The organism is Bradyrhizobium semiaridum, from assembly GCF_020329505.1.
In the GTDB taxonomy this organism is placed as follows: domain Bacteria; phylum Pseudomonadota; class Alphaproteobacteria; order Rhizobiales; family Xanthobacteraceae; genus Bradyrhizobium; species Bradyrhizobium semiaridum.
Window position 1 is genome coordinate 71,103 of the sequence record NZ_JAGKJJ010000014.1, and the last position, 24,835, is coordinate 95,937.

Consider the following 24,835-nt stretch of genomic DNA (forward strand, 5'->3'; position numbering starts at 1 on the left):
CGGCCGGTCGCTTGGCTGGTGGCGGAACCTAGCACAGGAGTGCGGAAGCAAAAATCACTACGCTCTGAAGGCCAAATCCATGTCCTCTGAAAGCGCATCGGTTCCGGCTCTGGCATAAGCCGGCCTGACAGCAGACGTAAGGAGATCGCCATGTCGCCATCCATCAATCAGCAGCGCCGTCGTTTCCTGGGCATCGCCGGCGGCATTCTCGCCGCGGCCAAGTTCGGCGTCATCGAATCGGCGCAGGCGCAATCCAAGGGAACGCTGCCCGCGATCAAGGCCGGCGCCCACACCTCGATCGGCCCCGTCAAGCAGATCAATGCCGGCGTGCTCGATGTCGGCTATGTCGAGATGGGGCCGGCGGCCGGCCCCGCCGTCATCCTGCTGCACGGCTGGCCCTACGATATCCACAGCTATGCCGACGTCGCGCCTGCTCTGGCCGAGGCCGGCTATCGCGTGATCGTGCCGCATCTGCGCGGCTATGGCTCGACGCGTTTCCTGTCGGCGGACACGTTGCGCAGCGGCCAGCCGGTCGCGGTCTCCGCCGACATCATCGCGCTGATGGATGTGCTCAAGATCGAGAAGGCCGTGCTCGGCGGCTACGACTGGGGCGCGCGCACCGCCAACATCATGGCCGTGCTGTGGCCCGAGCGCTGCAAGGCGATGGTCTCGGTGAGCGGCTATCTGATCGGCAGCCAGGCGGCGGGCAAGATGCCGCTGCCGCCGAAGGCCGAGCTGCAATGGTGGTACCAGTTCTATTTCGCCACCGAGCGCGGCCGCGAGGGCTACGCCAAGAACCGGCACGATTTCGCAAAGCTGATCTGGCAGCTCGCCTCGCCGCAGTGGAAGTTCGACGACGCGACCTACGACCGCAGCGCGGCTGCGTTCGAGAACCCCGACCATGTCGACATCGTGATCCACAATTACCGCTGGCGGCTCGGGCTCGCCGAGGGCGAGGCGAAGTACGACGCGTTCGAGAAGACGCTGACGCAGGCGCCTGCGATCGCGATCCCGACCATCACGATGGAGGGCGACGCGAACGGCGCGCCGCATCCGGAGCCGGCGGCCTATGCCAAGAAGTTCACCGGGCATTACGAGCATCGCCAGCTGCCCGGCGGCATCGGCCACAATCTGCCGCAGGAAGCGCCGCAGGCCTTCACGCAGGCCATCATCGACGTCAGCAAGGTTTGAGCAGGCGCAGGCAACATATCATGAGACAAGATTTGAAATGGGCGGCTGCTGCGATCGCGGCAGCCTGCATCAGCGCCGCAGTGCCGTTTGCCGTCGGCCATGCCGATGACGCGTCGCCGGCTTCGCCGATCTTCGGCGTGAAGATTCCGTCCGGCTATCGCGACTGGAAACTGATTGCGGTCGGCGAGGAGACCGGGCTCGACGAACTGCGCAGCGTGCTCGGCAACGCCACCGCCGTGAAGGCCTATCAGGACAGCAAGACCCCGTTCCCCGACGGCACCGTGCTGGTCAAGCTCGCCTGGAAGCGCAAGCCGGTCGCCGGCCTCGACGGCGCCTTCATCACGGGACAAGCGACCACCGTCCAGGTCATGGTGAAAGACTCCGTCAGATACGCCGCGACCGGCGGCTGGGGCTTTGGCCGTTTCGTCGACGGCGAGCCGGTCGACGCTGCCCAGCATGAGACCTGCTTTGCCTGCCATGAGGCGCACGCCAAGGATCAGGACTTCGTCTTCACGCACTATGCTCGCTGAAGCGCCGCCAACAACGATGTGGAGACCGGCGCCGTCCGATCTGGCGCGGCCGACGCGGCGGGGCTAGTTTCCCCGCCGCAATCGCATGCGGGGAACGGCAGTGACCATCACGATCTACGGCATCAAGAACTGCGATACCATGAAGAAGGCGCGGGCCTGGCTCGACGATCGCGGCGTCGCCTACGACTTCCACGACTACAAGACGGCGGGCATCGGCAAGGACAAGCTCAAGCAGTGGAGCGAGGAGGTCGGCTGGGAGACGCTGCTCAACCGCGCCGGCACCACCTTTAAGAAGCTGCCCGATACCGACAAGGAAGGATTGAACGAGCGCAAGGCGCTGGCGCTGATGGCCGAGCAGCCCTCGATGATCAAGCGTCCGGTGCTCGACCTCGGGGCGAAGCGCGTGGTCGGCTTCAAGCCGGATATCTACGCCAAGGAAGTGCCGGCGAAGGCGCGCAAGAAGTAGACGCGTCGCGACGGGCGGCTAGATCAGCTGGAGCAAAACACCCTTAATGGCCGCTTTCCCCAGGCGCAGGACGCGGCCCAATGCCATTCGACTAAGGATGAACCGGAACCGGGTAGGGCAGATGCCGCGGTGCAGCGCTTTCTGCCTTGCGTAACCCGCGCGGATGACGGCATATTCCGGCCCGGAGGACGGCGGGGCTCTGGGACGGTTTCCAAGACGTAACGGGCACTCCGTCGGACATGAAAAACTGGCCACGCGGGCGAGAGGCCTCGCAGCGATGGCGCACGGGGGAATCTATTTGGCCGATGAGTTCATTCTCGAAACCAGCGGATTGACCAAGGAATTCGCGGGTTTCTTCGCCGTTCGCGACGTTGCGCTGAAGGTGCGTCGCGGCAGTATCCATGCGTTGATCGGGCCGAACGGCGCCGGCAAGACGACCTGTTTCAACCTGCTGACCAAGTTCTTGAGGCCCTCCGCGGGGCAGATTCGCTACAAGGGCCAGGATATCACCGCGATGGCGCCGGCCGACGTGGCACGGCTCGGGCTGGTGCGCTCGTTCCAGATCTCGGCGGTGTTTCCGCATCTGACCGCGCTGGAGAACGTCCGCGTGGCGCTGCAGCGCCAGCACGGCGCCTCGTTCGATTTCTGGCGCTCCAAGAGCGTGCTCGACCGCTTCAATCCGCGCGCACACGAACTTCTCAACGATGTCGGCTTGAGCGAATTCGCCAACACGCCCGCGGTCGAGATGCCATACGGCCGCAAGCGCGCACTTGAGATTGCGACGACGCTGGCGCTCGACCCGGAGATGATGCTGCTCGACGAGCCGATGGCCGGCATGGGCCATGAGGACATCGACAAGATCGCGGCCCTGATCAAGCGGATCTCGGCCAAATACACCATCCTGATGGTCGAACATAACCTCTCGGTGGTGGCCAACCTCTCCGACATCATCACCGTGCTGACGCGCGGGCAGGTGCTGGCGGAGGGCAATTACGCCGACCTCTCCAAGGACGAGCGCGTGAAGGAAGCCTATCTGGGAGCGGGTCATGGCTGAAGCGAAACTGGCGGAAAGGCCGGCGGCAACGGCCGGCGCCGAGGTGCTGACGGTCAAGGACCTGCAGGCCTGGTACGGCGAATCCCACATCCTGCACGGCATAAATTTCGGCGTGAGGGCCGGCGAGGTCGTGACGCTGCTCGGCCGCAACGGCGCCGGCAAGACCACGACGCTGAAGTCGGTGATGGGCATCATCGGCAAGCGCTCGGGCTCGATCCGTTTCAATAATGAGGAGATCATCCGCGCGTCCTCCGACCGCATCGCGCGCAAGGGCATCGCGTTCTGTCCCGAGGAGCGCGGCATCTTCGCCAGCCTCGACGTGCGCGAGAACCTGATGTTGCCGCCGACGGTGCGTCCGGGCGGGCTGTCGCTCGAGCAGATCTTCACGCTGTTTCCGAACCTGAAGGAACGTCTCACCAGTCAGGGCACCAAGCTCTCCGGCGGCGAGCAGCAGATGCTGGCGATCGCCCGCATCCTGCGCACCGGCGCGCGCTTCCTGATGCTGGACGAGCCGACCGAAGGCCTGGCGCCGGTCATCATCCAGCAGATCGGCCACACCATTGCGCGCCTGAAGTCGGAGGGATTCACCATCCTCCTGGTCGAGCAGAATTTCCGCTTCGCCTCGACTGTCGCCGACCGCTACTACATCGTCGAGCACGGCAAGGTGATCGATGGCTTCGCCAATTCGGAGCTGTCGGCCAACATGGACAAGCTCCACACCTATCTCGGCGTGTGAAATCGCCGCACCAGAAAATTTGAGACGAGGAATAGAGCAATGAAGACCACGATTTCAGCGCTGCTGCTCGGCACTGCATTGACGCTCGCTTCAGCGGGCCTCGCATCTGCCCAGGACAAGACGGTCAAGATCGGCGCGCTGTCGGATCAGTCCGGCCTCTATGCCGACCTCGCCGGCCCCGGTTCGACGCTCGCCGCGCAGATGGCAATCGAGGACTCCAAGCTGAAGGACAAGGGCTGGAAGATCGACATCATTTCCGGCGACCACCAGAATAAGCCGGATATCGGCACCACCATCGCCCGGCAGTGGTTCGACGTCGACAAGGTCGACGTCATCGTCGACGTGCCGAATTCCGGCGTCGCGCTCGCGGTCAACAACGTCGTCAAGGAGAAGAACGGCGTCTACATCAATTCGGGCGCCGCCACCTCGGACCTCACCAACGCGCAGTGCTCGCCGAACACGGTGCACTGGACCTACGATACCTACATGCTCGCCCACGCCACCGGCCAGGCGCTGGTCAAGGCGGGCGGGGACACCTGGTTCTTCCTGACCGCGGATTATGCCTTCGGCGCCGCGCTCGAGCGCGACACCACCGCGGTCGTCAAGGAGAACGGCGGCAAGGTGCTCGGCGGGGTCAAGCATCCGCTCAACACCGCAGACTTCTCCTCCTTCCTGCTGCAGGCGCAGGCCTCCAAGGCCAAGATCATCGGCCTTGCCAATGCCGGCGGCGACACCACCAACTCGATCAAGCAGGCGGCCGAGTTCGGCATCGGCAAGGGCGGCCAGAAGCTCGCCGGGCTGTTGCTGTTCCTCACCGACGTCAAGGCGATCGGCCTCGACACCGCGCAGGGCCTCAATTTCACCGAGACATTCTACTGGGATCTGAACGACCAGACCCGCGCCTTCTCCAAGCGATTCTCGGAGCGGATGAAGAACAATGCGCCCCCGACCATGGTGCAGGCCGGCGTCTATGCGGGCCTGATGCACTACTTCAAGGCGCTGGACGCGCTCGGCGGCAATCCGCACGACGGTGCCAAGATCGTCGCCAAGATGAAGGAGATCCCGGCCGACGATCCGCTGTTCGGCAAGGGCGAGGTCCAGGCCAACGGCCGCGTCACCCACAACGCCTATCTGTTCGAGGTGAAGAAGCCGTCGGAATCGAAGAGCCCGTGGGACCTCTATAAGCTGGTCGGCACGGTTCCCGGCGACCAGGCTTTCACACCGCTCGCCCAGAGCAGCTGCGCACTCTTGAAGAAGTGACGGTCACGGCCCGCCGGTCAGGGCGTGACCGGCGGCTTCATCTTTCCTAAGCGAAAGCGCATTCGATGCAGGCTCTCTACGCACAGCTTCTGGTGGGACTGATCAACGGCTCGTTCTACGCGCTGCTCAGTCTGGGGCTCGCCGTCATCTTCGGCATGCTCAACATCATCAATTTCGCGCATGGCGCGCTCTATATGATGGGCGCCTTCGTGGCGTATTTCCTGCTCAACCTTGCGGGACTGAATTACTGGTGGGCGCTGATCGTCGCGCCGGTCGTGGTCGGCATCTTCGGCATGATCCTCGAGCGCACCATGCTGCAATGGCTGACCGGGCTCGACCATCTCTACGGGCTGCTGCTGACCTTCGGCATCGCGCTGATCGTGCAGGGCGTGTTCCAGAACTATTTCGGCTCCTCCGGCCTGCCTTACGCCATTCCGGATCAGCTCAAGGGCGGCGTCAATCTCGGCTTCATGTTCCTGCCGATCTATCGCGGCTGGGTCGTCGTGTTCTCGCTCGTGGTGTGTCTTGCTACCTGGTACCTGATCGAGAAGACCCAGCTCGGCGCCTATCTGCGCGCCGCCACCGAGAATCCGACGCTGGTGCGCGCCTTCGGTATCAACGTGCCGCGCATGATTACGCTGACCTACGGGCTCGGCGTCGGTCTCGCGGCGCTTGCCGGCGTGCTGTCGGCGCCGATCAACCAGGTCCGGCCGCTGATGGGCGCCGATCTCATCATCGTGGTGTTCGCGGTGGTCGTGATCGGCGGCATGGGGTCGATCATGGGTTCGATCATCACCGGCTTTGCGCTCGGCGTGATCGAGGGACTGACCAAGTATTTTTATCCCGAGGCCTCCAACACCGTGGTGTTCGTGCTGATGGTACTGGTGCTGCTGGTGAAGCCGACGGGATTGACGGGACGGGCGGCCTGATATGTCAGCATTGACCGACGATACACTTCCGATGACCCCGCGCGCGATGCGCGACGAGATGATCGTGTTTGCCGCGATGGCGGTGCTGCTGGCGATCGTGCCGTTTACGGGGATCTACCCCTTCTTCGTGATGCAGGCGCTGTGCTTTGCGCTGCTCGCCTGCGCCTTCAACCTCTTGATCGGCTATGGCGGCCTGCTGTCGTTCGGCCACGCCATGTTCCTCGGCACCGCCGGCTACGTCTCGGCGCATGCGCTGAAGGTCTGGGCGTTCCCGCCCGAACTCGGCATCCTGATCGGCACCGCCGCGGCGGCCTTGCTCGGCCTCGTCACCGGCTACATCTCGATCAAGCGGCAGGGCATCTACTTCTCGATGATCACGCTGGCGCTGTCGCAACTGCTCTACTTCATCTATCTGCAGGCGCCGTTCACCCATGGCGAGGATGGCATCCAGGGCATCCCGCAGGGACATCTATTCGGCATCTTCGACCTCTCCAAGCCGATCGTGCTCTACTATGTCGTGCTGGTCGGCTTCCTCGCTGGCTTCCTCCTGATCTACCGGACCATCAACTCGCCGTTCGGCGAGGTGCTGAAGTCGATCCGCGAGAACGAGCCGCGCGCGATCTCGCTCGGCTACAAGACCGACCATTACAAGCTGATGGCTTTCATCCTCTCGGGCACGCTGGCGGGCTTCGCCGGCTCGCTGAAGGTGTTCGTGGCGCAGAACGCCTCGCTCACCGACGTGCACTGGTCGATGTCCGGTGAAATCGTGCTGATGACGCTGGTCGGCGGCCTCGGCACCATCTTCGGACCGGTGGTCGGCGCCTTCGTGATCATCGCCATGCAGCAATATCTCGCCGGCTTCGGCCAGTGGGTGACCGTGATCCAGGGCGTGATCTTCGTCGCCTGCGTGCTGCTGTTCCGGCGCGGTCTGGTCGGAGAGCTCGCCCATTACCTGCGGCGTTCGCTGTAGAGCAGGGCTGGCGGGCCCTTTTCGGGGCCCGACATAGCGGTGGATGACCGCCGGCGCGTGCGGCCGGGGGCGGATGCTTTTCCCGCAAAATGTTCTATGACAGTTTTGTGACGGCCCCCTCTGAGGCCGTCCCGAAACGATGGAATTGAACATGCTGCGCTGGTTTCGCGCCTTTCTGCCCAAGGAAGAACGGTTTTTCGACCTGTTCGACCGGCACGCCCGCATCTCCGTGCAATGCGCGCTGGCGCTGCAGGACATGCTCAAGGGCGGAGACGAGACCCTGGCCTTCTGCCAGCGCGTCAACCAGTTGGAGAACGACGCCGACAACGTCACGCGTGAGGTCCTGACCGCGGTCCGCCGCACCTTCATCACGCCGTTCGACCGCGGCGATATCAAGAGCCTGATCACCTCGATGGACGACGCCGTCGACCAGATGCAGCAGACCGCGAAGGCGGTGGTGCTGTTCGAGGTGCGCGCGTTCGAGCCGCCGATGCGCGAGATCGGCAGCCTGATCATCGAATGCGCCAACCTGGTCGGCCGCGCGCTGCCGCTGCTGCAGTCGATCGGTCCCAACGTTGCGATGCTGACCCAGATCACCGAAGAGCTGACCAAGCTCGAGGGACGGGTCGACGATCTCCACGACATCGGCCTGAAGGAATTGTTCCTCAAGCACCGCGACGCCAACACGATGGACTTCATCGTCGGCGCCGAGATCTACGATCATCTCGAGAAGGTGGCCGACCGCTTCGACGATGTCGCCAACGAGATCAACTCGATCGTGATCGAGCAGGTTTAGGGTAGGGCCATTCCGTGGACGCCACGCTGGGTCTTCCCGTCCTGGTTATCCTGATCGCGGTCGCGCTGCTGTTCGACTTCCTGAACGGCCTGCATGACGCCGCGAACTCGATCGCGACCATCGTGTCGACCCGCGTGCTGCGGCCGCAATATGCGGTGTTCTGGGCTGCGTTCTTCAACTTCATTGCCTTCCTGGTGTTCGGCCTGCACGTCGCCAACACCATCGGCACCGGCATCATCGAGCCGTCCGTGGTCGACACCACCGTGATCTTCGCGGCATTGATCGGCGCGATCGTGTGGAATCTGATCACCTGGGCGCTCGGTATCCCGTCCTCGAGTTCGCATGCGCTGATCGGCGGCCTCGTCGGCGGCGGCATGGCGAAGGCGGGGATTTCGGCGGCGGTGTGGAGCGGGCTGTCGAAGACGTTGCTCGCGATCGTGCTGTCGCCGCTGGTCGGCTTCCTGCTGGCGCTGCTGCTGGTGGCGATCGTGTCCTGGCTGTCGGTGCGCTCGACGCCGTTCGCGGTCGATCGGGCCTTCCGCATCCTGCAATTTGCCTCGGCCTCGCTGTATTCGCTCGGTCATGGCGGCAACGACGCGCAGAAGACCATGGGCATCATCGCCGTGCTGCTGTACTCGCAGGGCCATATCGGGGAGGCCTTCGAGATCCCGTTCTGGGTGGTGCTCGCCTGCCAGGGTGCGATGGCGCTGGGCACACTGATGGGCGGCTGGCGGATCGTCCGCACCATGGGCCTGCGCATCACCAAGCTGACGCCGATGCAGGGCTTCTGCGCCGAGACCGGCGGCGCCGTGACCTTGTTCATGGCGACCTATCTCGGGGTTCCGGTGTCCACCACCCACACCATCACCGGCGCCATCGTCGGCGTCGGTGCGGCACGGCGGCTCTCCGCCGTGCGCTGGAATGTGGCGAGCTCGATCGTCTACGCCTGGGTGATCACGATCCCCGCGTCGGCGGCGGTCGCCGCACTGACATACTGGATGGTTCAGCTCCTGAAGTAATCATCCCACCAGCTTCAGCCCGACGATCCCGGCAACGATCAGCCCGATACTGGCGAGCCGCATCGCCGTCGCCGGTTCCCCGAGCAGGATGATGCCGAGCGCCGCGGTGCCGACTGCGCCGATGCCGGTCCAGACCGCGTATGCGGTTCCGATCGGCAGGCTCTTCAGGGCGATGCCGAGCATGATGACGCTGCCGGCCATCGCCGCCAGTGTCAGCACCGACGGCACCAGCCGCGAGAAACCCTCGGTATATTTCAGCCCGATGGCCCAGCCGATCTCGAGCAGGCCTGCGGTGAACAGAATGGCCCATGCCATAACGTACCCTCCAGATAAGGCAGGGTCGTCCCCGCTGGTGGTGTGGTGAGGTGAAGGTCGTCCTTCCAGCGCCTATATGGGGGCGGTGCGGCCATTCCGCATCGCGACAAAACGCCCTTGATCGCGCCGGTTTTCCCTGTCAAACGCTGCCGCCATGTCCGATACCGCCGTCACCGCCGAATCGCCGTCCCGCTCGCCACTGTCCGAGGAAGTGGCGCGGCGGCGCACGTTTGCGATCATCTCGCACCCGGACGCCGGCAAGACCACGCTGACCGAAAAGCTGCTGCTGTTCGGCGGCGCCATCAACCTCGCCGGCCAGGTCAAGGCCAAGGGCGAGCGCCGCAACACCCGCTCCGACTGGATGAAGATCGAGCGCGAGCGCGGCATCTCGGTCGTCACCTCGGTGATGACCTTCGAGTTCAACGATCTCGTCTTCAACCTGCTTGATACCCCGGGCCATGAGGACTTTTCGGAAGACACCTACCGCACCCTGACCGCGGTCGATTCCGCCGTGATGGTGATCGACGCCGCCAAGGGCATTGAGGCGCGCACCCGCAAGCTGTTCGAGGTCTGCCGCCTGCGTGACATCCCGATCATCACCTTCATCAACAAGATGGACCGCGAGAGCCGCGACACCTTCGAGCTCTTGGACGAGATCGAGAAGACGCTGGCGCTCGACACCACGCCGATGACCTGGCCGGTCGGCCGCGGCCGCGACTTCCTCGGTACCTACGATGTCGTCAATGGCGGCGTGCGGCTGCTCGAAGGCGGCGGCGCCAAGACCGGTGCCACCGAACAGATCGACATTGCGGAGCTGGGCGCGCGCAACCCCAATCTCGACGTCGCCACCGTCAAGGACGAGCTCGAGCTGGCGTCGGAGGCGTGCAAGCCGTTCGAGCTCGCCGCGTTCCGCGAGGGCCATCTGACGCCGGTCTATTTCGGCAGCGCGTTGCGCAATTTCGGCGTCGGCGATCTGCTGGAAGGTCTCGGCAAGTTCGCGCCGGCGCCGCGCGCGCAGGATTCCAACCTGCGCAAGGTCGAGGCCGCGGAGCCGCGCATGAGTGCGTTTGTGTTCAAGATCCAGGCCAACATGGATCCGAACCACCGCGACCGCATCGCCTTCGCGCGGCTGTGCTCCGGAAAACTCAGCCGCGGCATGAAGGCCAAGCTGGTGCGTACCGGCAAGAACATGAGCCTGTCGAGCCCGCAATTCTTCTTCGCGCAGGACCGCTCGGTGGCCGACGAGGCCTTTGCGGGCGACGTCGTCGGAATTCCCAACCACGGCACCTTAAGGATCGGCGATACGCTGACCGAGGGCGAGGACCTGACCTTCGTCGGCGTGCCGAGTTTTGCTCCCGAAATCGTCCGCCGTGTCCGGCTCACCGATGCGATGAAGGCCAAGAAGCTCAAGGAGGCTTTGCAGCAGATGTCGGAGGAGGGCGTCGTGCAGGTGTTCCGCCCGCGCGACGGCGCCCCGGCGCTGGTCGGCGTCGTCGGCCCGCTCCAGCTCGACGTGCTGAAGGCGCGGCTCGATGCCGAATACTCGTTGCCGGTCGAGTTCGAGGTTTCGGAGTTTTCGCTGGCGCGCTGGATCTCATCGGACGACCGCAAGAAGCTGGAGGCCTTCATCGCCGCCAACAATTCCGGCATCGCCGACGACGTCGACGGCGATCCGGTGTTCATGGCCAAGAACGAGTTCTATCTCGGCTACACCCGCGAGCGTGCCGATGGCATCACCTTCTCCAACGTCAAGGACGTGAAGAAGAAAGCGTAGGTGCCGCATACTTCACCGTCGTCCCCCGGCTCGACCGGGGAACCAGTACGCCGCGGCCCATCGATCGAACACAATTGTCTCTGGAATACTGGATCGCGCGGTCAAGCCGGGGCACGACGTATCAGCGGGATTTCGGAATAATGGAATAATACCCCTGAGTTGCCCGACATGTCAAGCCGCCTTGTTTACCGTCCGCAGCCCCGCCGGCTCCTTTGCATGGGGTTGTTTTTCGAGTTTTGGTCGTGCGCCCTGCGGCCGGGCGATGACGGCAGACTTTTGGGGTGACAAGCGCGAGGACGTGAATGCCACCCGCTTGATGCGCGTTGGCGGCGCTACCATTTTCCGGGCAGCGCATTCATGGACCGTTGCCATGCTCCGACGCGTCGCCCTTTGCCTCTCTCTTGCCGTGCTGGCCACCGGCCTCGCGGCCGCGGCCAATGCGCAGCAGCGGCAGCAGACCAACCCGGTGCCGTTTGCGCACACGCCATGCAGCGTGCTCGACGGCGAACCCTGCACGCCGTCCACCTGCAGCGTGTTCAACAACGGGCCGTGCCTGCCCGAGATGGATTATCCGTACGGCGAAAATCTGCAGCTGACGATCCTGACCGTGCCGCCGCAGGACCAGGCCGAGAAGTACCGCAAGCCGGATCATGACCTCAATACCGTCGGCGATCTGTTCGCCGCACTCCGCGCCTGCTGGTCGCCGCCACCGGTCGATGCCGCGCGCGAGGGCATGCAGATGACGATACGTTTCAGCTTCAAGCGCTCCGGCGAGATCATCGGCATGCCGCGGGTGACCTTCGCCACGAAGGGTGTCTCGGCGGACACCCGCACGACCTACCTCAACGCGATCAACGCCTCGCTCAAGGCCTGCCTGCCGCTGAAATTCACCGGCGGGCTCGGCGGCGCGCTGGCCGGCCGGCCGATCATGATCCGCTATGTCGATAATCGCGCGTTCGCCAAGACGGCCGACAAGCCGTGACGCATTGCGCTCCGCCGTCCGAAAATGATACGCGAGAGCATCAACAGATAGGGGAGGAACATCGTGGGACTGCTCGTCATGATCCTGGGTCTCGTGCTGTTCCTCGGCGTCCACGTCGTGACCTCGCTGCGCGAGCTGCGCGCCGACCTGGTCAAAGCGATGGGCGAGGGCCCCTACAAGATCGCCTATTCGCTGGCCTCTTTCGCGGGGCTCGCGCTGATCATCTGGGGCTACGGGCATTACCGCGCGACCGGCTGGATCGACGTCTGGACACCGCCGGTCGCGTTCAAGCACATCACGGTGGCGCTGATGCTGCCGGCCGTGATCCTGGTGGTGGCCGCCTATATCCGCGGCCGCATCTACACCACGCTGAAGCATCCGATGCTGGCGGGCGTGAAACTATGGGCGGCGGCGCATCTGCTCGCCAATGGCGATCTCGGCTCGATCATCCTGTTCGGCTCGTTCCTCGGCTGGGCGGTCTATGACCGCATCTCGCTGAAGCGCCGCACCGACGCCGGCGCGCCGCCGATCCCGGTGGGCGGGCCGACCAACGACCTGATCGCGATCGCGGTCGGTGTCATCGCTTATCTTGCACTGGCGTTCGCGTTCCATCCGGTCGTGATCGGCGTGCCTGTCATGGGAGCCTGACGATGTCCGTTCAATCCGCCGTGAAGCGCAAGACCGCGCCCGAGCTGCGCGCCCGCAAGAACGGCGAGCCGATCGTGATGCTGACCTCGTACCACGCGCACACCGCGGCGCTGGTCGACAAGCATTGCGACGCCATCCTGGTCGGTGATTCCCTCGGCAACGTCATGCACGGCTTCGAGACCACGGTGCCCGTCACGCTCGACATGATGATCCTGCAGGGCCGCGCGGTGATGCGCGGCTCACGGCAGGCGCTGGTCGTGGTCGATATGCCGTTCGGCTCCTATGAGGGCTCGAGGGAGCAGGCGTTCGCCTCCGCAGTGCGGATCATGAAGGAGACGCTGTGCGGCGCGGTCAAGCTCGAGGGCGGCGTACGGATGGCTGAGACGGTCGCGTTCCTGTCCGAGCGCGGCATTCCCGTGATGGGCCATGTCGGGCTGACGCCGCAGTCGATCAACACGCTCGGCTCGTTCCGCGCGCAGGGCCGCGAGGAGGCCAGCTGGGCGCCGATCGAGGCCGACGCGAAAGCGATCGCCGAGGCCGGCGCGTTCTCGATCGTGGTCGAGGCGGTGGCCGAGCCGCTGGCGCGCAAGATCACGCAGTCGATCGCGGTGCCGACCATCGGCATCGGCGCCAGCGCCGCCTGCGACGGCCAGGTGCTGGTCTTGGAGGACATGCTCGGCCTGTCGCCGCGGGCGCCGAAATTCGTCCGCCGCTACGGCAATCTCGGTCCGATGATCGAGGAAGCGATCGCCGGCTATGCCCGCGACGTGAAGAGCCGTGCGTTTCCCGGGCCGGAGCACGTCTACGAGATGAAGAAGACCTGACGAGGCGGGCATGGACTGGTCGCAGCATTCCCTTCCGCCGATGCGGCTCGAGCCGCGCTTCGGCGACCGCGTCGTGCCGGCTTTTGCCGAGCGGCCGGCCAGCCTGTGGGCGATGATCGCCGAGGCCGTCGCGCAGAACGGTGATGGCGAGGCGCTGGTCTGCGGCGATGTCAGGATGAGCTGGCACGAGGTCGCGCGGCGATCGGCCAAGGTCGCGGCGGGCTTTGCCAGGCTCGGCCTCGTGCCCGGCGACCGTGTCGCGATCCTGCTCGGCAACCGCATCGAATTCGTGCTGACGATGTTTGCGGCCGCCCATGCCGGGCTGGTGACGGTGCTGCTCTCGACCCGCCAGCAGAAGCCCGAGATCGCCTATGTGCTGAACGATTGCGGCGCCAAGCTCCTGGTGCACGAGGCGACGCTAGCCGACCGCGTGCCCGACGCGGCCGACCTTCCTGGTCTCGCGCATCGCATCGCCGTCAGCGACGGCAATGCGTCGCAATTCGCGCGCCTTCTCGACAATCCGCCGGCACAGGCGCCCGCGGAGGTGAGGGAAGAGGACACCGCGATGATCCTCTACACTTCCGGCACGACGGGACGGCCAAAGGGCGCGATGCTCGCCCATTGCAACATCATCCACTCCTCGATGGTGTTCGTGTCCTGCCTGAAGCTGACCAGGGCCGATCGCTCGATCGCCGCGGTGCCGCTGGCGCATGTCACCGGCGCGGTCGCTAACGTCACGACCATGGCGCGCTGTGCCGGCACGCTGATCATCATGCCGGAGTTCAAGGCCTCGGAGTATCTGAAGCTCGCCGCGCGCGAGCGCGTCAGCTATACGGTGATGGTGCCGGCGATGTACAATCTCTGCCTGATGCAGCCGGACTTCGACAGCTACGATCTGTCGAGCTGGCGCATCGGCGGCTTCGGCGGCGCGCCGATGCCGGTCGCGACCATCGAGAAGCTCGACGCCAAGATCCCCGGGCTCAAGCTCGCCAATTGCTACGGCGCGACCGAGACCACGTCGCCCTCGACCCTGATGCCGGGCGAGCTCACCGCCGCCCATCTCGACAGCGTCGGTCTGCCGTGCCCGGGCGCCGAGATCATCGTGATGGGTGCCGACGGCCGCGAGCTGCCGCGCGGCGAGATCGGCGAGCTGTGGATCCGCAGCGCCTCCGTCATCAAGGGCTACTGGAACAATCCGAAGGCGACGGCAGAGAGTTTTACCGCCGGCTTCTGGCACTCCGGCGATCTTGGCTCGGTCGATGCTGACAATTTCGTCCGCGTGTTCGATCGCCAGAAGGACATGATTAACCGCGGCGGGCTGAAGATCTATTCCGCCGAGGTCGAGTCGGTGCTCGCCGGCCATCCCGCCGTGGTCGAGAGTGCGATCATCGCAAAACCATGCCCGGTGCTGGGCGAACGCGTCCACGCCGTCATCGTGACCCGCGCCGCGGTCGATGCCGAAGCGCTGCGCGCCTGGTGCGCCGAGCGGCTGTCCGATTACAAGGTGCCGGAGACGATGGCCCTGACCGCGAGCCCGCTGCCGCGCAACGCCAACGGCAAGGTGATCAAGCGCCAGCTCCGGGAGACTCTGGCCGCGGCTGGAGGCTGAGAGAGGGCTGCAGCCGCTTCGCGGCCAGCCGCAACTTCCCGCCGTTAACGCTTTGATCCGGCTCGCTTTGCCTTGCCACCGCCACACCATTAGGGTATCGGCCCGGCCAGATGGGGGATCGGGCGCCGGGCGGGGCCGGCACGACGCGCATGCCCTTGGGGATGGGATAACTTTAAGTGTCTGAATTATTTGACGAAGTCGATGAGGAAGTCCGTCGCGAACGGCTCAAGAAGCTGTGGGACCAGTACTCGCTCTATATCATCGCCCTGGCGGTCCTGATTGTCGCGGGCGTCGGCGGCTGGCGCGGCTACCAGTACCTCGAGGCGCAGAAAGCCGCCGTCGCGGGGGCGGCGTTCGACCGTGCCGCCGAATTGTCCGAGCAGAACAAGCATGCCGAGGCCGAGGCCGCCTTTGCCGATCTCGCCGCCAAGGCGCCGTCCGGCTACCGGACCCTGGCGCGACTGCGCATGGCCGCAGAGGTGGCGACGCGCGACCCGCAGGCCGCCGCCAAACTGTATGACGACATCGCAGCCGACCGCAGCGTCGGCCGCTCCGAGCAGGATCTGGCCCGCATCCGCGCCGCCCAGCTCGTAACCGACACCACGACCTATCCGAACATGCTGCAGCGGCTCGAACCGGCGACCGCGGAGGGCTCGACCTTCCGCCACACCGCGCGCGAGATGCTGGCGGTATCGGCCTGGCGCGCCAACGATGCCACCGCCGCGCGGAAATGGCTGGACCTGATTGCCAATGACGGCGACACGCCGCCGAGCCTGCGCTCGCGCGCCGAGGCGCTGCAGGCGTTGCTGCCGCCGGTCGCCAAGAGCTGACCGGCGTAACCGAATTGAATGAGAGATCGACCATGCGCCGCCCGCAACGCCTGATCGCAGCCGCAGTCGTCGCCGCGCTTTGCAGCGCGTTGGCCGGCTGCGGCGGTGGCGGCATGTCCAATTTCGACCCGAGCGATCTGCTCGACTTCCTCGACACCAAGAAGAAGCTGCCCGGCGACCGCAAGCCGGTGTTTCCCGAAGGTGTGCCCGGCCTCGAGCAGGGCGTGCCGAAGGATTTGTACAAGGGCGCGCACCAGGACTCGCTCAATCCGCCGCCGGACCCGGCGACGGCCACCGCCGCGGCCGCTCCGCCGCCGGAACAGCCACCGGCCAAGGGCGCGAAGAAGGGCGCCAGGGGCAAGAGCAAGGCCGCGACCGCGAGCACCGCGCCCGCGGCGGATCAGGCTGCCGCGCCCGATGCCGCTCCCGAGGAGGGCGCAACCCCCGCGCTGCCGCCCGAGCCCAAGAAAAAGATCGTCCGTCGCCGCACCACCGCGCCGCCCCCGGATGACCAGCAGGCGCAGCCGGCCCAGACCACGCAGCAATCCGCAGCGCCGTTCCCGGCGCCGATGCCGAGCGGCAGTTTTTCGCGCTAGCCGGAGTTCACCTCTTCCTGCCAGGAGCGGGAAGCGGTGGCCATCATTTGCTTCGATCGCCTCATGCTGTACGTCTAGTTGCAGCACCTTGACCCGTGCGCCGCCGAGCGCGCCTGGATTGTTTTCATGTCTTTCACCATCGCCATCATCGGCCGGCCCAATGTCGGGAAGTCGACGCTGTTCAACCGGCTGGTCGGCCAGAAGCTCGCGCTGGTCGACGACGAGCCCGGGGTCACGCGCGACCGCCGCGAAGGCCGGGCGCGGCTCTACGATCTCGACTTCACCATCATCGACACCGCCGGCCTCGATGAGGGCGCCAAGGGTTCGCTGACCGCGCGGATGCAGGAGCAGACCGAAACCGCGATCGCGCTCGCCGACGCCCTGATGTTCGTGATCGACGCCCGCGTCGGACTGACGCCGACCGATCGCGCTTTCGCCGACTTCGCGCGCAAGGCCAACAAGCCGGTGGTGCTGGTCGCCAACAAGGCCGAGGGCAAGCATGGCGAGTTGGGAGCGATGGAATCCTACGCGCTCGGCCTCGGCGATCCCGTGCAGATCTCGGCCGAGCATGGCGAGGGCATGGGCGACCTCCACGAGGCGCTGAGCGCGCTGATGCCTGAAACTTCCGAGGAGGACGACGAAGCCGAGGACGACGAGGATATCTCCGAAGAGGAGGCCGCGCAGCGGCCGATCCGCGTCGCCATCGTTGGCCGTCCCAATGCCGGCAAGTCGACGCTGATCAACCACCTGCTCGGCGAGGAACGCCTCTTGACCAGCCCGGAGGCCGGCACCACGCGCGATTCCATCGCGGTCGAGATCACCTGGCAAGGCCGCGCCTTGCGGGTGTTCGACACTGCGGGCCTGCGCCGCCGCTCGCGGATCGAGGAGAAGCTGGAAAAGCTCTCGGTCGCCGATGCGCTGCGCGCGGTGCGCTTCGCCGAGGTCGTCGTGATGATGATGGACGCGCAGAACAAGTTCGAGGAGCAGGACCTGCGCATCGCCGACCTTGTCGAGCGCGAGGGCCGCGCTATCGTGCTTGCGGTCAACAAATGGGACCTCATCGAGCGCAAGCCGAACCAGATCTCGCAGCTGCGCATCGATGCCGATCACTGGCTGCCGCAGGTCAAGGGCGCGCCGATCGTCGCCGTGTCGGGCCTGATGGGCGAGGGCATCGACCGCCTGATGACGGCGATCCAGGAAGCCTATGCGGTCTGGAACCGGCGCCTGCCGACGTCCGCTCTCAATCGCTGGTTCGAACAGGCGATCCAGGCCAATCCGCCGCCGGCCGTCTCCGGCCGCCGGCTGAAGCTGAACTACATCACGCAGGTGAAGGCGCGCCCGCCGAGCTTCGTCTTGTTTTGCTCGCGCGCCGACGCGATCCCGCAATCCTATCTGCGCTACCTCATCAACGGCCTGCGCGAGACGTTCGACCTGCCGGGCACGCCGATCAGGATCACGCTGCGCGAGAAGGCCAACCCGTTCGCGCACAAGCGCAAGCGGCCATCGTGAGCGGACCGGCGCTCGCTGCCGCGCGTCGTGGCGAGCGGTCGCAGGTCCAGCCGAGCTGCTCCGGTCCGTCGCTCGCATAAGTGGCAATTCAGCAACAATTCGCGAATCTCGTCGAGGCCCGCTGGACTCTCGACCGGAAGCGGCGCAACCTAAGATTTCAATACTTGAAATGATTAACCGCGCTGTTTTCTTGCGCGGGCGACGAGGATTATCGCGATGAAGATTGCATTTTCAATCGCCGCTATTGCTTTGTCTTTTTTCGCCGGGGGATGCGCGATCCATCCGTTGCCGGAGGACGTGACCGGCGTGCCGACCTACCACATCGTGCGACGAATTCGATGCGAAGCGCGGGCGGCGGTGATCCAGTCCGCCATCGATGGATTGAAGAACTATGGGGCGAGCTACGATCCCGAAGTCAAGCGAATTGCCACCGAATATGACGACGGCACGCGACCGATCGCAGCGTTCTCGTACAAGGATTTCCGCAATCCTTATATTCGCTCGGTAGTCCGGTTGTTCTACGACACAGGTGTCGCCTACAATTTCAACCTGGAGATGACCGAGAATAATGATATCGGCACCGACATTAATCTGTTGAAACCGTTCACCGGCTCGTCGCTCACGATGGGCATCTCGGCAGATTTCAATCGCCAGCGAGTCAACACGCGTACCTTTACGATCACCGACACGTTCGGCGGTCTTATCAGGAACATCGGAGTCGACTACTGCGACCAGCAACACATGGTGACGGAAAACTACGTCTACCCGATCACCGGCAGGGTGGGCGTCGAGAAGATGGTTCACGACTTCATCAATATGACGCTGTTTGCAAATCTCCAGGGCAACACATCCGACGGCAAGGGCCCTCCGACGCTGGTTGATGCGCTCGAGTTCACCACGCTGATCTCGGGGTCGGCTACGCCGAGGATTACGTTCTCCCCGCTCGGAACCGGGCTCAGCGTGACGGATGCGAGCGTCACCGGGAAGCTCAGCCGAACCGATTTGCACAAGGTCACGATAGGCCTTGCGATCGACAAGGGCAGCGTGGACCAGGTGGCACCGCTGCGTTCCACGCTGTTTACACCCTTGCTGACGGCAGATGGCGGACGCGCGGAACAGAAGGCTGCCGAGGCAGTCAATCAGGCGCTGACCAGCAAACTGTTCACACGCACGATCGTTCTCAACCGCTAACCAAAGGAAACCGACGATGGCAAGGAAGGCAAAGTCACGTGGTGGCAAGGCCAGGCAAGCAAAGCAGGCCGGCAAAGCCAAGGTCGTGCCGACTTATATGACCGGGACCAAGCCGCTCAAGATCGGCTTGCACGACGTGATCAGCGTGATCGAGCTCGTCACCAAGCGCAAGCACGTCAACAAGCTCAAGCGAATTGCCAAGAAGCAAGAGATGGTCGTGCTGGTGGAGCCGCCGACCGTCAACCGCGTCAAGGACTTCATGGTCAAGCACAAGATGCACGATCATCGGGTTGGAAAAATTGTCATCAATCCGCAACCCGGGCCATCCGTCGCGGAGAGTGTCCGGACGATGGCGCCGCGGCGGGTTGCTGCTGCGCCGCCGAAAAAGAAGTTCGAGTGCGATTTCAGCAAGCATTAGCGCCGGGGCCTTCGGCAGAAGCCGGTCGAAAATGACGGTTTGCGAGTTGAGACAAATGCTCTAACCACGGAGGGCAATCGACAATTGTTGGCCGGAGGCCGCCTTGAAAGACGACGTTTCACCGGCCGGCGCCGCCGTCATCTTCATCTTCATCACGCTGCTGCTCGACATGCTCGCGCTCGGGATCATCGTTCCGATCCTGCCGAAACTGATCGAGGGGTTTGTCGACAACGACACGGCGAATGCGGCGCGCATCTTCGGTGTGTTCGGCTCGATCTGGGCGCTGATGCAACTGGTCTGCTCGCCGATCCTCGGTGCGCTGTCCGACCGCTTCGGCCGCCGGCCTGTGGTGCTGCTGTCCAACTTCGGCATGGCCGCCGATTATGTGCTGATGGCGCTGGCGCCGAACCTGATCTGGCTGGTCGTCGGGCGGGCGATCTCGGGCATCACGTCATCGAGCATTTCCACCGTGTTCGCTTACATCGCCGACGTCACGGCGCCGGAGCAGCGCGCCGCGATGTTCGGCAAGATCGGCGTCGCCTTCGGTGCCGGGTTCATCCTCGGACCCGCGCTGGGCGGCGTGCTCGGCCAGATCGATCCCCGCCTGCCGTTCTGGGCCGCCGCCGGCCTGAGCTTCGCCAATGGCCTCTACGGGCTGTTGATCCTGCCGGAATCGCTGCCGGAAGAGCGCCGCTCGCCGTTCAAATGGAAGAGCGCCAATCCGATCGGCGCGCTGCATTTCCTGCGCTCGGACCCGACGCTGGCCGGCCTGTCGTTGGCGACGTTCTTCGGCCAGCTCGCGCATGTCGTGCTGCCCTCGGTGTTCGTGCTCTACGCCACCTATCGCTATGGTTGGGACACCGGCATGGTCGGCGCGGCGCTCGCGCTGGTCGGTCTCTGCGGCATGATCGTGCAGGGCGCGGCGATCGGGCCGATCGTGCAGCATCTCGGCGAGCGCAAGGCGCTGTTCCTCGGCCTCATCTGCGGCGCGGCCGGTTTCGTGATCTTCGGCGCGGCGCCGACCGGCCATCTGTTCTGGATCGGCATCCCCGTGATGGCGCTGTGGGGTATTTCCGGCGCGGCCAGCCAGGCACTGACGACGCGCCTCGTCGCCGCCGACCGGCAGGGTCAGCTGCAGGGTGCCACCAGCAGCGTGCAGAGCATCTCGGAATTGATTGGTCCGTTTCTGTTCACGCTGACATTCGCATATTTCATCGGCGACGGAGTGCCGCTGAAAGTCCCCGGCGCACCATTCTATCTGGCGGCAGCGCTGTTGCTGTTTGCGCTGGCAATCGCCTGGCGCGCGACGTCGCAGAGGTCGCCCGTCACCAGTTCGGCGGATTAGTTCCCTGTCTGTCGGCATCATTGCGAGGAGCAACGGCGACGAAGCAATCCATGCCGACGTGTATGCCGCTCGATGGATTGTTTCGCGGAGCCTGTTATCGGGCGCGCGTTCGCGCGACCCGTTGGCTCGCAATGACGCGGATGGAGAAGTGCAGGTGGACAAAGCGCAAGCGTGCCCGCCATCCCGAGCACTTCGAGAATGGTGGGCAGGTCGCTAACGCTCCTTTGCCCACCCTACGGCGACTGCTCCACAGTCACTTCTTCAGCAACGGGCAGTCGCTGGCCTCGAGCGGCTTGGCTGCGTCTTCCGGCGCGATGGTGGCGATCAGCTTGTAATAGTCCCAGGGATACTTGGACTCTTCCGGCTTCTTCACCTCGAACAGATAGGCCGGGATCAGGCGGCGGCCGTCGGCGCGCAGCGGGCCCTTGCCGAACAAGGGATCGTCGGTCGGCAGTTCCTTCATCTTGGCGACGACCTTGGCGCCGTCATGCGGATTGCCGCCGAGCGCTTCCATCGCCTTGAGATAGTGCAGCACCATCGCGTAATTGCCGGCCTGGGTCATCGACGGCATCGGGTTCTTGCTGGCCAGTGCCGAGAAGCGCTTCGACCAGGCGCGGGTCTGGTCGTTCATGTCCCAGTAGAAGGATTCCGTGAAGGTCAGGCCGTGCGCGGTCTTCAGCCCGAGCGAATGCACGTCGTTGATGAACAGCAGCAGTGCCGCCAGCTTCTGGCCGCCGGAGACGATGCCGAACTCGGCCGCCTGTTTGATCGAGTTGGTGGTGTCGCCGCCGGCATTGGCGAGGCCGACCACCTTGGCCTTGGATGATTGCGCCTGCAGCAGGAACGAGGAGAAGTCCGCGGTGTTGATCGGATGCTTGACGCCGCCGAGCACCTTGCCGCCATTGGCGGTAACGACCGCCGAGGTGTCGCGCTCCAGCGCGTGGCCGAAGGCATAATCCGCGGTGAGGAAGAACCAGGTATCGCCGCCGGCTTTCGTCAGCGCCTTGCCGGTGCCGTTGGCCAGCATGTAGGTGTCGTAGGTATAGGACACCGTATTCGGCGTGCAGGCCTTGCCGGTGAGGTCGGCGGTGGCGGCGCCCGAATTCAAGAGGACGATGTTCTTTTCCTTGACGAGGTTGTTGACTGCGAGCGCGACGCCGGAGTTCGGCGTATCGGCGATCGCGTCGACCTTCTCGTTGTCGATCCATTGCCGGGCGATGTTGACGCCGACGTCGGGCTTGTTCTGGTGATCGCCGCTGAGGACGTCGATCTTCCAGCCCTTCTTGAGCAGGCCGGAATCCTCGACCGCCATCTTGATCGCGACCACCGAATTCGGGCCGCCGATGTCGGCATAAAGGCTCGACATGTCGTTGAGCACGCCGATCTTGACCGTCTTGTCCTGCGCGAATGCGGACGTCGAGAAGCCAAATGCAGCGCAAGCGAGCAAAGCGGCGCAGCGCCGCGCGAACGTCGTTGTCATGAAAATTCCCTCCACTGTCAAAAAACCCGGACAGCCCTCTTGCGGAGCCTTTTTTGCCGGACGCTCGAGTTCCCGCTTAGCCTTTCCTTCGGCCAGCGGCAATCCGTCTAAAGCCGGATGACCTGCGTCGAAGCGTCATCCGGGTGCCGATTATTTGAGCGCATCCGAGGTCAGCCTGAACTTCTGGATACGCTTTCCGGTATCGACCTCGGCGGTATAGACGTTGCCCTTGGCATCGACTGCCAGCGCATGCACCCAGTGGAATTGCCCGGCATTGCGGCCGTTGCGGCCAAAGCTGCCGACCACGGTGCCGTCGTCGCGTCTGATGATGCGGATCTCGTTGTTCTCGCCATCGGCGCTGAGCAGATAGGTCTGCTGCGGATCTGGCCACAGCGCGATGTCCCAGACCGCGCCGTTGCCGAGCGTGTTTTTCTCGAAGAAGAACTCTTTCACAAAGCTGCCGTCCTTCTTGAACACCTGGATACGGTTGTTGATGCGGTCGCAGACATAGACCAGCCCGTCATGGGCGATCTTCACGCAATGCACGGGATTGGCGAACTGCTGCGACACTGGCGCCTTGGGGTCATAGGGCGGCTGCTTGTCGTCGTCCGGCTTGTTGCCATAGGCGCCCCAGTGCCGCTTGTAGACGCCCGTCGTGGCGTCGAACACGATGACACGGCGGTTGCCGTAGCCGTCGGCGACGTAGATTTCGTTGGCCGCCTTGTCGATCGCGGTCTCCGCAGGCTTGCCGAGCTGCGTCGTGTCGTTCGAGCCCTTGCTCGGCGCGATCGTGCCGATCTGCGACACGAACTTGCCGTCGAGCGTGAACTTCAGGATCGCATTGTCATTGTCGGCATTGCCGCCGATCCAGACGAAGCCGCGTTCGTCGACCTCGATGCCATGCTCGCGGCCGACCCATTGATAGCCGTCGCCGGGGCCGCCCCAGGCGCGCAGCAGATTGCCGTCGGCGTCGAATTCGAGCACCGGCGGCGCGGAGACGCAGCATTTGGAGCGCGGCGGATTGAGCGCTGCGCCTTTCTCATCATCGGTCAGCGAACGCGGCCGATGGATGATCCAGACATGGCCTTGCCAGTCCATCGTGATGCCGCCGACCTGGCCGAGGATCCAGTTGTTCGGCAGCGGTTTTGGCCACGACGCATCGACGGCGAAGGTCGGGATTTCGGCGGCGGCAGCGGGTGGAGCGAAGAGCGCCAACGCGGAGAAAATCAACCCGGACAGAGTGGAGCGCGCGCGATTGAAATTCGGCGTCATGGTGCCTCCCGTGATTTTTCTTGGCGGTTGTCCCGCTTGGAAGCGCAGTCAATCGTGCAAAGTGGGCGAAGTCAATTGCGTGAGAGAGCCAAAGCTGACGCGTCAAATGAAGTCGTTATCGCCCGGCTTGACCGGGCGATCCAGTAGCCGCGGTCTATCGATTCAATCGCGGGCGCCGCGGCGTACCGGATCCCCGCTTTCGCGGCGACGACGACCGAGGGCGTGGTGCGCCCGACGATCACACGGGCGGCTGGAAATTCCGCAGCAGGCGCGCTTTGTAGTCGTAGAGTTTGCCGGTCTCGGTCCAGTCCGGTTTGCACATCGGCACGATGTACTCGGCGGCCATGTTCGGCGTATCCAGCGTCATCGGGTCTTCGCCGGGAAACACCTGCGCGCGCATCCTTGTGCGGATCGGGCCGGGGCTGAACAGGTTGACGCGCAGCGCCGTGTTGGCGGTCTCGTTGGCCCAGGAGCGCACCAGCGCCTCCAGCGCGGCCTTCGAGGTGGCGTAGGGGCCGAGATAGGCGTTGGCCTTGTGCGCGACGCCCGAGGTCACGAACACCGCGCGGCCGGCATCGGACTGCCGCAGCAGCGGGTCCATGCAGCGGATCAGCTGGAAGTTGGCGGTGACGTTGATCGCCATCACGTCGTTCCACGGCTTCAGCTCGATATGGCCGAGTGGCGAAGAGGGGCCGGCGGTGCCAGCATTGCCGACGAGGATGTCGAGCTTGCCGTGGCGCTCATGCAGCGCCGCGCCGAGCCGAGCGATGCCCTCGTAGTCGGTCAGGGTGAGCGGCACCAGTGTTGCGCTGCCGCCGTCCTTGCGGATCTCGTCGTCGAGCTCCTCCAGCCCCCCTTGCGTGCGCGCCACCGCGACGACATGCGCGCCGGCCTTGGCCAGTGCGACCGCGGTCGCATAGCCGATGCCGCGCGAGGCGCCGGTCACGAGGGCGATACGGGAGGCAAGGAGTTTTGTCATAGCGGGACCCTAGCAATCGTCGTCCCTGCGAAAGCAGGGACCCATACGCCGCGGCGGCCGTGATGTGCAGAGCTGTTCGTAACCGATACCGCCCGAAAAAAACGAGGGTCGG

At 64.7% G+C, this 24,835-nt stretch carries 25 protein-coding genes; 21 read left to right on the plus strand and 4 right to left on the minus strand.

Going from position 1 to position 24,835, the window contains the following annotated elements; genetic code table 11:
- Positions 1-150 precede the first annotated feature (150 nt).
- The 10 genes from J6500_RS17750 (at position 151) to J6500_RS17795 (ending at position 8,951) form a co-directional block, all read left to right on the plus strand.
- On the plus strand, positions 151-1,191 hold the full coding sequence (locus J6500_RS17750; RefSeq protein ID WP_225713979.1) for an alpha/beta fold hydrolase: 1,041 nt from the start codon (positions 151-153) through the stop codon (positions 1,189-1,191).
- A 20-nt stretch (positions 1,192-1,211) separates the two neighbouring features.
- Complete coding sequence (locus J6500_RS17755; RefSeq protein WP_225713980.1) at positions 1,212-1,721, plus strand: cytochrome P460 family protein; 510 nt, start codon at positions 1,212-1,214, stop codon at positions 1,719-1,721.
- Positions 1,722-1,821: 100 nt separating this feature from the next.
- On the plus strand, positions 1,822-2,187 hold the full coding sequence (locus J6500_RS17760; protein ID WP_225713981.1) for an ArsC family reductase: 366 nt from the start codon (positions 1,822-1,824) through the stop codon (positions 2,185-2,187).
- Positions 2,188-2,485: 298 nt separating this feature from the next.
- A complete protein-coding gene (locus J6500_RS17765) occupies positions 2,486-3,241 on the plus strand; it encodes an ABC transporter ATP-binding protein (RefSeq protein WP_225713982.1) in 756 nt (251 codons plus the stop codon).
- Positions 3,234-3,977 (plus strand): ABC transporter ATP-binding protein, encoded by a 744-nt coding sequence (locus J6500_RS17770; protein ID WP_225713983.1) that lies wholly within the window; start codon positions 3,234-3,236, stop codon positions 3,975-3,977. Before J6500_RS17765 ends, J6500_RS17770 begins: the two co-directional genes overlap by 8 nt.
- Before the next feature lie 39 nt (positions 3,978-4,016).
- Positions 4,017-5,237, plus strand: coding sequence for an ABC transporter substrate-binding protein (locus J6500_RS17775; RefSeq protein ID WP_225713984.1), 1,221 nt, complete (start codon positions 4,017-4,019; stop codon positions 5,235-5,237).
- Positions 5,238-5,302: 65 nt separating this feature from the next.
- Positions 5,303-6,166, plus strand: coding sequence for a branched-chain amino acid ABC transporter permease (locus J6500_RS17780; RefSeq protein ID WP_225713985.1), 864 nt, complete (start codon positions 5,303-5,305; stop codon positions 6,164-6,166).
- A 1-nt stretch (position 6,167) separates the two neighbouring features.
- Positions 6,168-7,136: a branched-chain amino acid ABC transporter permease gene (locus J6500_RS17785; protein ID WP_225713986.1), complete on the plus strand. Its 969-nt coding sequence runs from the start codon at positions 6,168-6,170 to the stop codon at positions 7,134-7,136.
- Between the two features lie 151 nt (positions 7,137-7,287).
- Entirely contained in the window at positions 7,288-7,932 is a 645-nt protein-coding gene (locus J6500_RS17790) for a DUF47 domain-containing protein (RefSeq protein WP_225713987.1), read from the plus strand.
- Positions 7,933-7,946: 14 nt separating this feature from the next.
- Entirely contained in the window at positions 7,947-8,951 is a 1,005-nt protein-coding gene (locus J6500_RS17795) for an inorganic phosphate transporter (protein ID WP_225713988.1), read from the plus strand.
- Here the strand turns inward: J6500_RS17795 and sugE are convergent, their stop codons facing one another.
- On the minus strand, positions 8,952-9,266 hold the full coding sequence (gene sugE / locus J6500_RS17800; protein WP_225713989.1) for a quaternary ammonium compound efflux SMR transporter SugE: 315 nt from the start codon (positions 9,264-9,266) through the stop codon (positions 8,952-8,954).
- Positions 9,267-9,420: 154 nt separating this feature from the next.
- On the opposite strand from sugE, the gene J6500_RS17805 reads away from it, so the two are divergent.
- The 11 genes from J6500_RS17805 to J6500_RS17855 all read left to right on the plus strand — a co-directional run bounded on the left by J6500_RS17805 (position 9,421) and on the right by J6500_RS17855 (position 20,992).
- Positions 9,421-11,040, plus strand: a complete 1,620-nt coding sequence (locus J6500_RS17805; protein WP_225713990.1) for a peptide chain release factor 3 — start codon at positions 9,421-9,423, stop codon at positions 11,038-11,040.
- A gap of 370 nt (positions 11,041-11,410) precedes the next feature.
- Positions 11,411-12,022 (plus strand): UCP034077 family protein, encoded by a 612-nt coding sequence (locus J6500_RS17810; protein ID WP_225713991.1) that lies wholly within the window; start codon positions 11,411-11,413, stop codon positions 12,020-12,022.
- Between the two features lie 63 nt (positions 12,023-12,085).
- Entirely contained in the window at positions 12,086-12,670 is a 585-nt protein-coding gene (locus J6500_RS17815) for an NnrU family protein (RefSeq protein ID WP_225713992.1), read from the plus strand.
- A gap of 2 nt (positions 12,671-12,672) precedes the next feature.
- Positions 12,673-13,494: a 3-methyl-2-oxobutanoate hydroxymethyltransferase gene (gene panB, locus J6500_RS17820; RefSeq protein ID WP_225713993.1), complete on the plus strand. Its 822-nt coding sequence runs from the start codon at positions 12,673-12,675 to the stop codon at positions 13,492-13,494.
- 10 nt (positions 13,495-13,504) lie between these two features.
- The gene (locus J6500_RS17825) at positions 13,505-15,103 is read left to right on the plus strand and encodes a class I adenylate-forming enzyme family protein (RefSeq protein ID WP_225713994.1); all 1,599 of its coding nucleotides are present in this window, start codon (positions 13,505-13,507) and stop codon (positions 15,101-15,103) included.
- 176 nt (positions 15,104-15,279) lie between these two features.
- A complete protein-coding gene (locus J6500_RS17830) occupies positions 15,280-15,933 on the plus strand; it encodes a tetratricopeptide repeat protein (RefSeq protein ID WP_225713995.1) in 654 nt (217 codons plus the stop codon).
- A gap of 32 nt (positions 15,934-15,965) precedes the next feature.
- Positions 15,966-16,529 carry a hypothetical protein gene (locus J6500_RS17835; protein ID WP_225713996.1) on the plus strand — a complete coding sequence of 188 codons (564 nt, stop codon included), beginning with the start codon at positions 15,966-15,968 and terminating at the stop codon, positions 16,527-16,529.
- A gap of 126 nt (positions 16,530-16,655) precedes the next feature.
- Positions 16,656-18,038, plus strand: coding sequence for a ribosome biogenesis GTPase Der (gene der / locus J6500_RS17840; protein ID WP_225713997.1), 1,383 nt, complete (start codon positions 16,656-16,658; stop codon positions 18,036-18,038).
- 216 nt (positions 18,039-18,254) lie between these two features.
- Positions 18,255-19,229, plus strand: coding sequence for a Y4kA family protein (locus J6500_RS17845; RefSeq protein ID WP_225713998.1), 975 nt, complete (start codon positions 18,255-18,257; stop codon positions 19,227-19,229).
- A 16-nt stretch (positions 19,230-19,245) separates the two neighbouring features.
- Positions 19,246-19,647, plus strand: coding sequence for a hypothetical protein (locus J6500_RS17850; RefSeq protein ID WP_225713999.1), 402 nt, complete (start codon positions 19,246-19,248; stop codon positions 19,645-19,647).
- Between the two features lie 103 nt (positions 19,648-19,750).
- Positions 19,751-20,992, plus strand: coding sequence for a TCR/Tet family MFS transporter (locus J6500_RS17855; RefSeq protein ID WP_225714000.1), 1,242 nt, complete (start codon positions 19,751-19,753; stop codon positions 20,990-20,992).
- A gap of 253 nt (positions 20,993-21,245) precedes the next feature.
- On the opposite strand, the gene J6500_RS17860 is transcribed toward J6500_RS17855, so the two are convergent.
- The 3 genes from J6500_RS17860 to J6500_RS17870 all read right to left on the minus strand — a co-directional run bounded on the left by J6500_RS17860 (position 21,246) and on the right by J6500_RS17870 (position 24,723).
- Complete coding sequence (locus tag J6500_RS17860; protein WP_225714001.1) at positions 21,246-22,472, minus strand: ABC transporter substrate-binding protein; 1,227 nt, start codon at positions 22,470-22,472, stop codon at positions 21,246-21,248.
- 150 nt (positions 22,473-22,622) lie between these two features.
- The gene (locus tag J6500_RS17865) at positions 22,623-23,744 is read right to left on the minus strand and encodes an NHL repeat-containing protein (RefSeq protein WP_225714002.1); all 1,122 of its coding nucleotides are present in this window, start codon (positions 23,742-23,744) and stop codon (positions 22,623-22,625) included.
- Between the two features lie 238 nt (positions 23,745-23,982).
- Positions 23,983-24,723: an SDR family NAD(P)-dependent oxidoreductase gene (locus J6500_RS17870; RefSeq protein WP_225714003.1), complete on the minus strand. Its 741-nt coding sequence runs from the start codon at positions 24,721-24,723 to the stop codon at positions 23,983-23,985.
- Positions 24,724-24,835 lie beyond the last annotated feature (112 nt).

Coding starts and splice junctions, on each gene's coding strand:
- J6500_RS17750 (WP_225713979.1), top strand. CDS start 151: ATGTCGCCATCCATCAATCAGCAGCGCCGTCGTTTCCTGGGCATCGCC.
- J6500_RS17755 (WP_225713980.1), top strand. CDS start 1,212: ATGAGACAAGATTTGAAATGGGCGGCTGCTGCGATCGCGGCAGCCTGC.
- J6500_RS17770 (WP_225713983.1), top strand. CDS start 3,234: ATGGCTGAAGCGAAACTGGCGGAAAGGCCGGCGGCAACGGCCGGCGCC.
- J6500_RS17775 (WP_225713984.1), top strand. CDS start 4,017: ATGAAGACCACGATTTCAGCGCTGCTGCTCGGCACTGCATTGACGCTC.
- J6500_RS17780 (WP_225713985.1), top strand. CDS start 5,303: ATGCAGGCTCTCTACGCACAGCTTCTGGTGGGACTGATCAACGGCTCG.
- J6500_RS17785 (WP_225713986.1), top strand. CDS start 6,168: ATGTCAGCATTGACCGACGATACACTTCCGATGACCCCGCGCGCGATG.
- J6500_RS17790 (WP_225713987.1), top strand. CDS start 7,288: ATGCTGCGCTGGTTTCGCGCCTTTCTGCCCAAGGAAGAACGGTTTTTC.
- sugE (WP_225713989.1), bottom strand. CDS start 9,266: ATGGCATGGGCCATTCTGTTCACCGCAGGCCTGCTCGAGATCGGCTGG.
- J6500_RS17805 (WP_225713990.1), top strand. CDS start 9,421: ATGTCCGATACCGCCGTCACCGCCGAATCGCCGTCCCGCTCGCCACTG.
- J6500_RS17810 (WP_225713991.1), top strand. CDS start 11,411: ATGCTCCGACGCGTCGCCCTTTGCCTCTCTCTTGCCGTGCTGGCCACC.
- panB (WP_225713993.1), top strand. CDS start 12,673: ATGTCCGTTCAATCCGCCGTGAAGCGCAAGACCGCGCCCGAGCTGCGC.
- J6500_RS17825 (WP_225713994.1), top strand. CDS start 13,505: ATGGACTGGTCGCAGCATTCCCTTCCGCCGATGCGGCTCGAGCCGCGC.
- J6500_RS17835 (WP_225713996.1), top strand. CDS start 15,966: ATGCGCCGCCCGCAACGCCTGATCGCAGCCGCAGTCGTCGCCGCGCTT.
- der (WP_225713997.1), top strand. CDS start 16,656: ATGTCTTTCACCATCGCCATCATCGGCCGGCCCAATGTCGGGAAGTCG.
- J6500_RS17845 (WP_225713998.1), top strand. CDS start 18,255: ATGAAGATTGCATTTTCAATCGCCGCTATTGCTTTGTCTTTTTTCGCC.
- J6500_RS17850 (WP_225713999.1), top strand. CDS start 19,246: ATGGCAAGGAAGGCAAAGTCACGTGGTGGCAAGGCCAGGCAAGCAAAG.
- J6500_RS17860 (WP_225714001.1), bottom strand. CDS start 22,472: ATGACAACGACGTTCGCGCGGCGCTGCGCCGCTTTGCTCGCTTGCGCT.
- J6500_RS17865 (WP_225714002.1), bottom strand. CDS start 23,744: ATGACGCCGAATTTCAATCGCGCGCGCTCCACTCTGTCCGGGTTGATT.
- J6500_RS17870 (WP_225714003.1), bottom strand. CDS start 24,723: ATGACAAAACTCCTTGCCTCCCGTATCGCCCTCGTGACCGGCGCCTCG.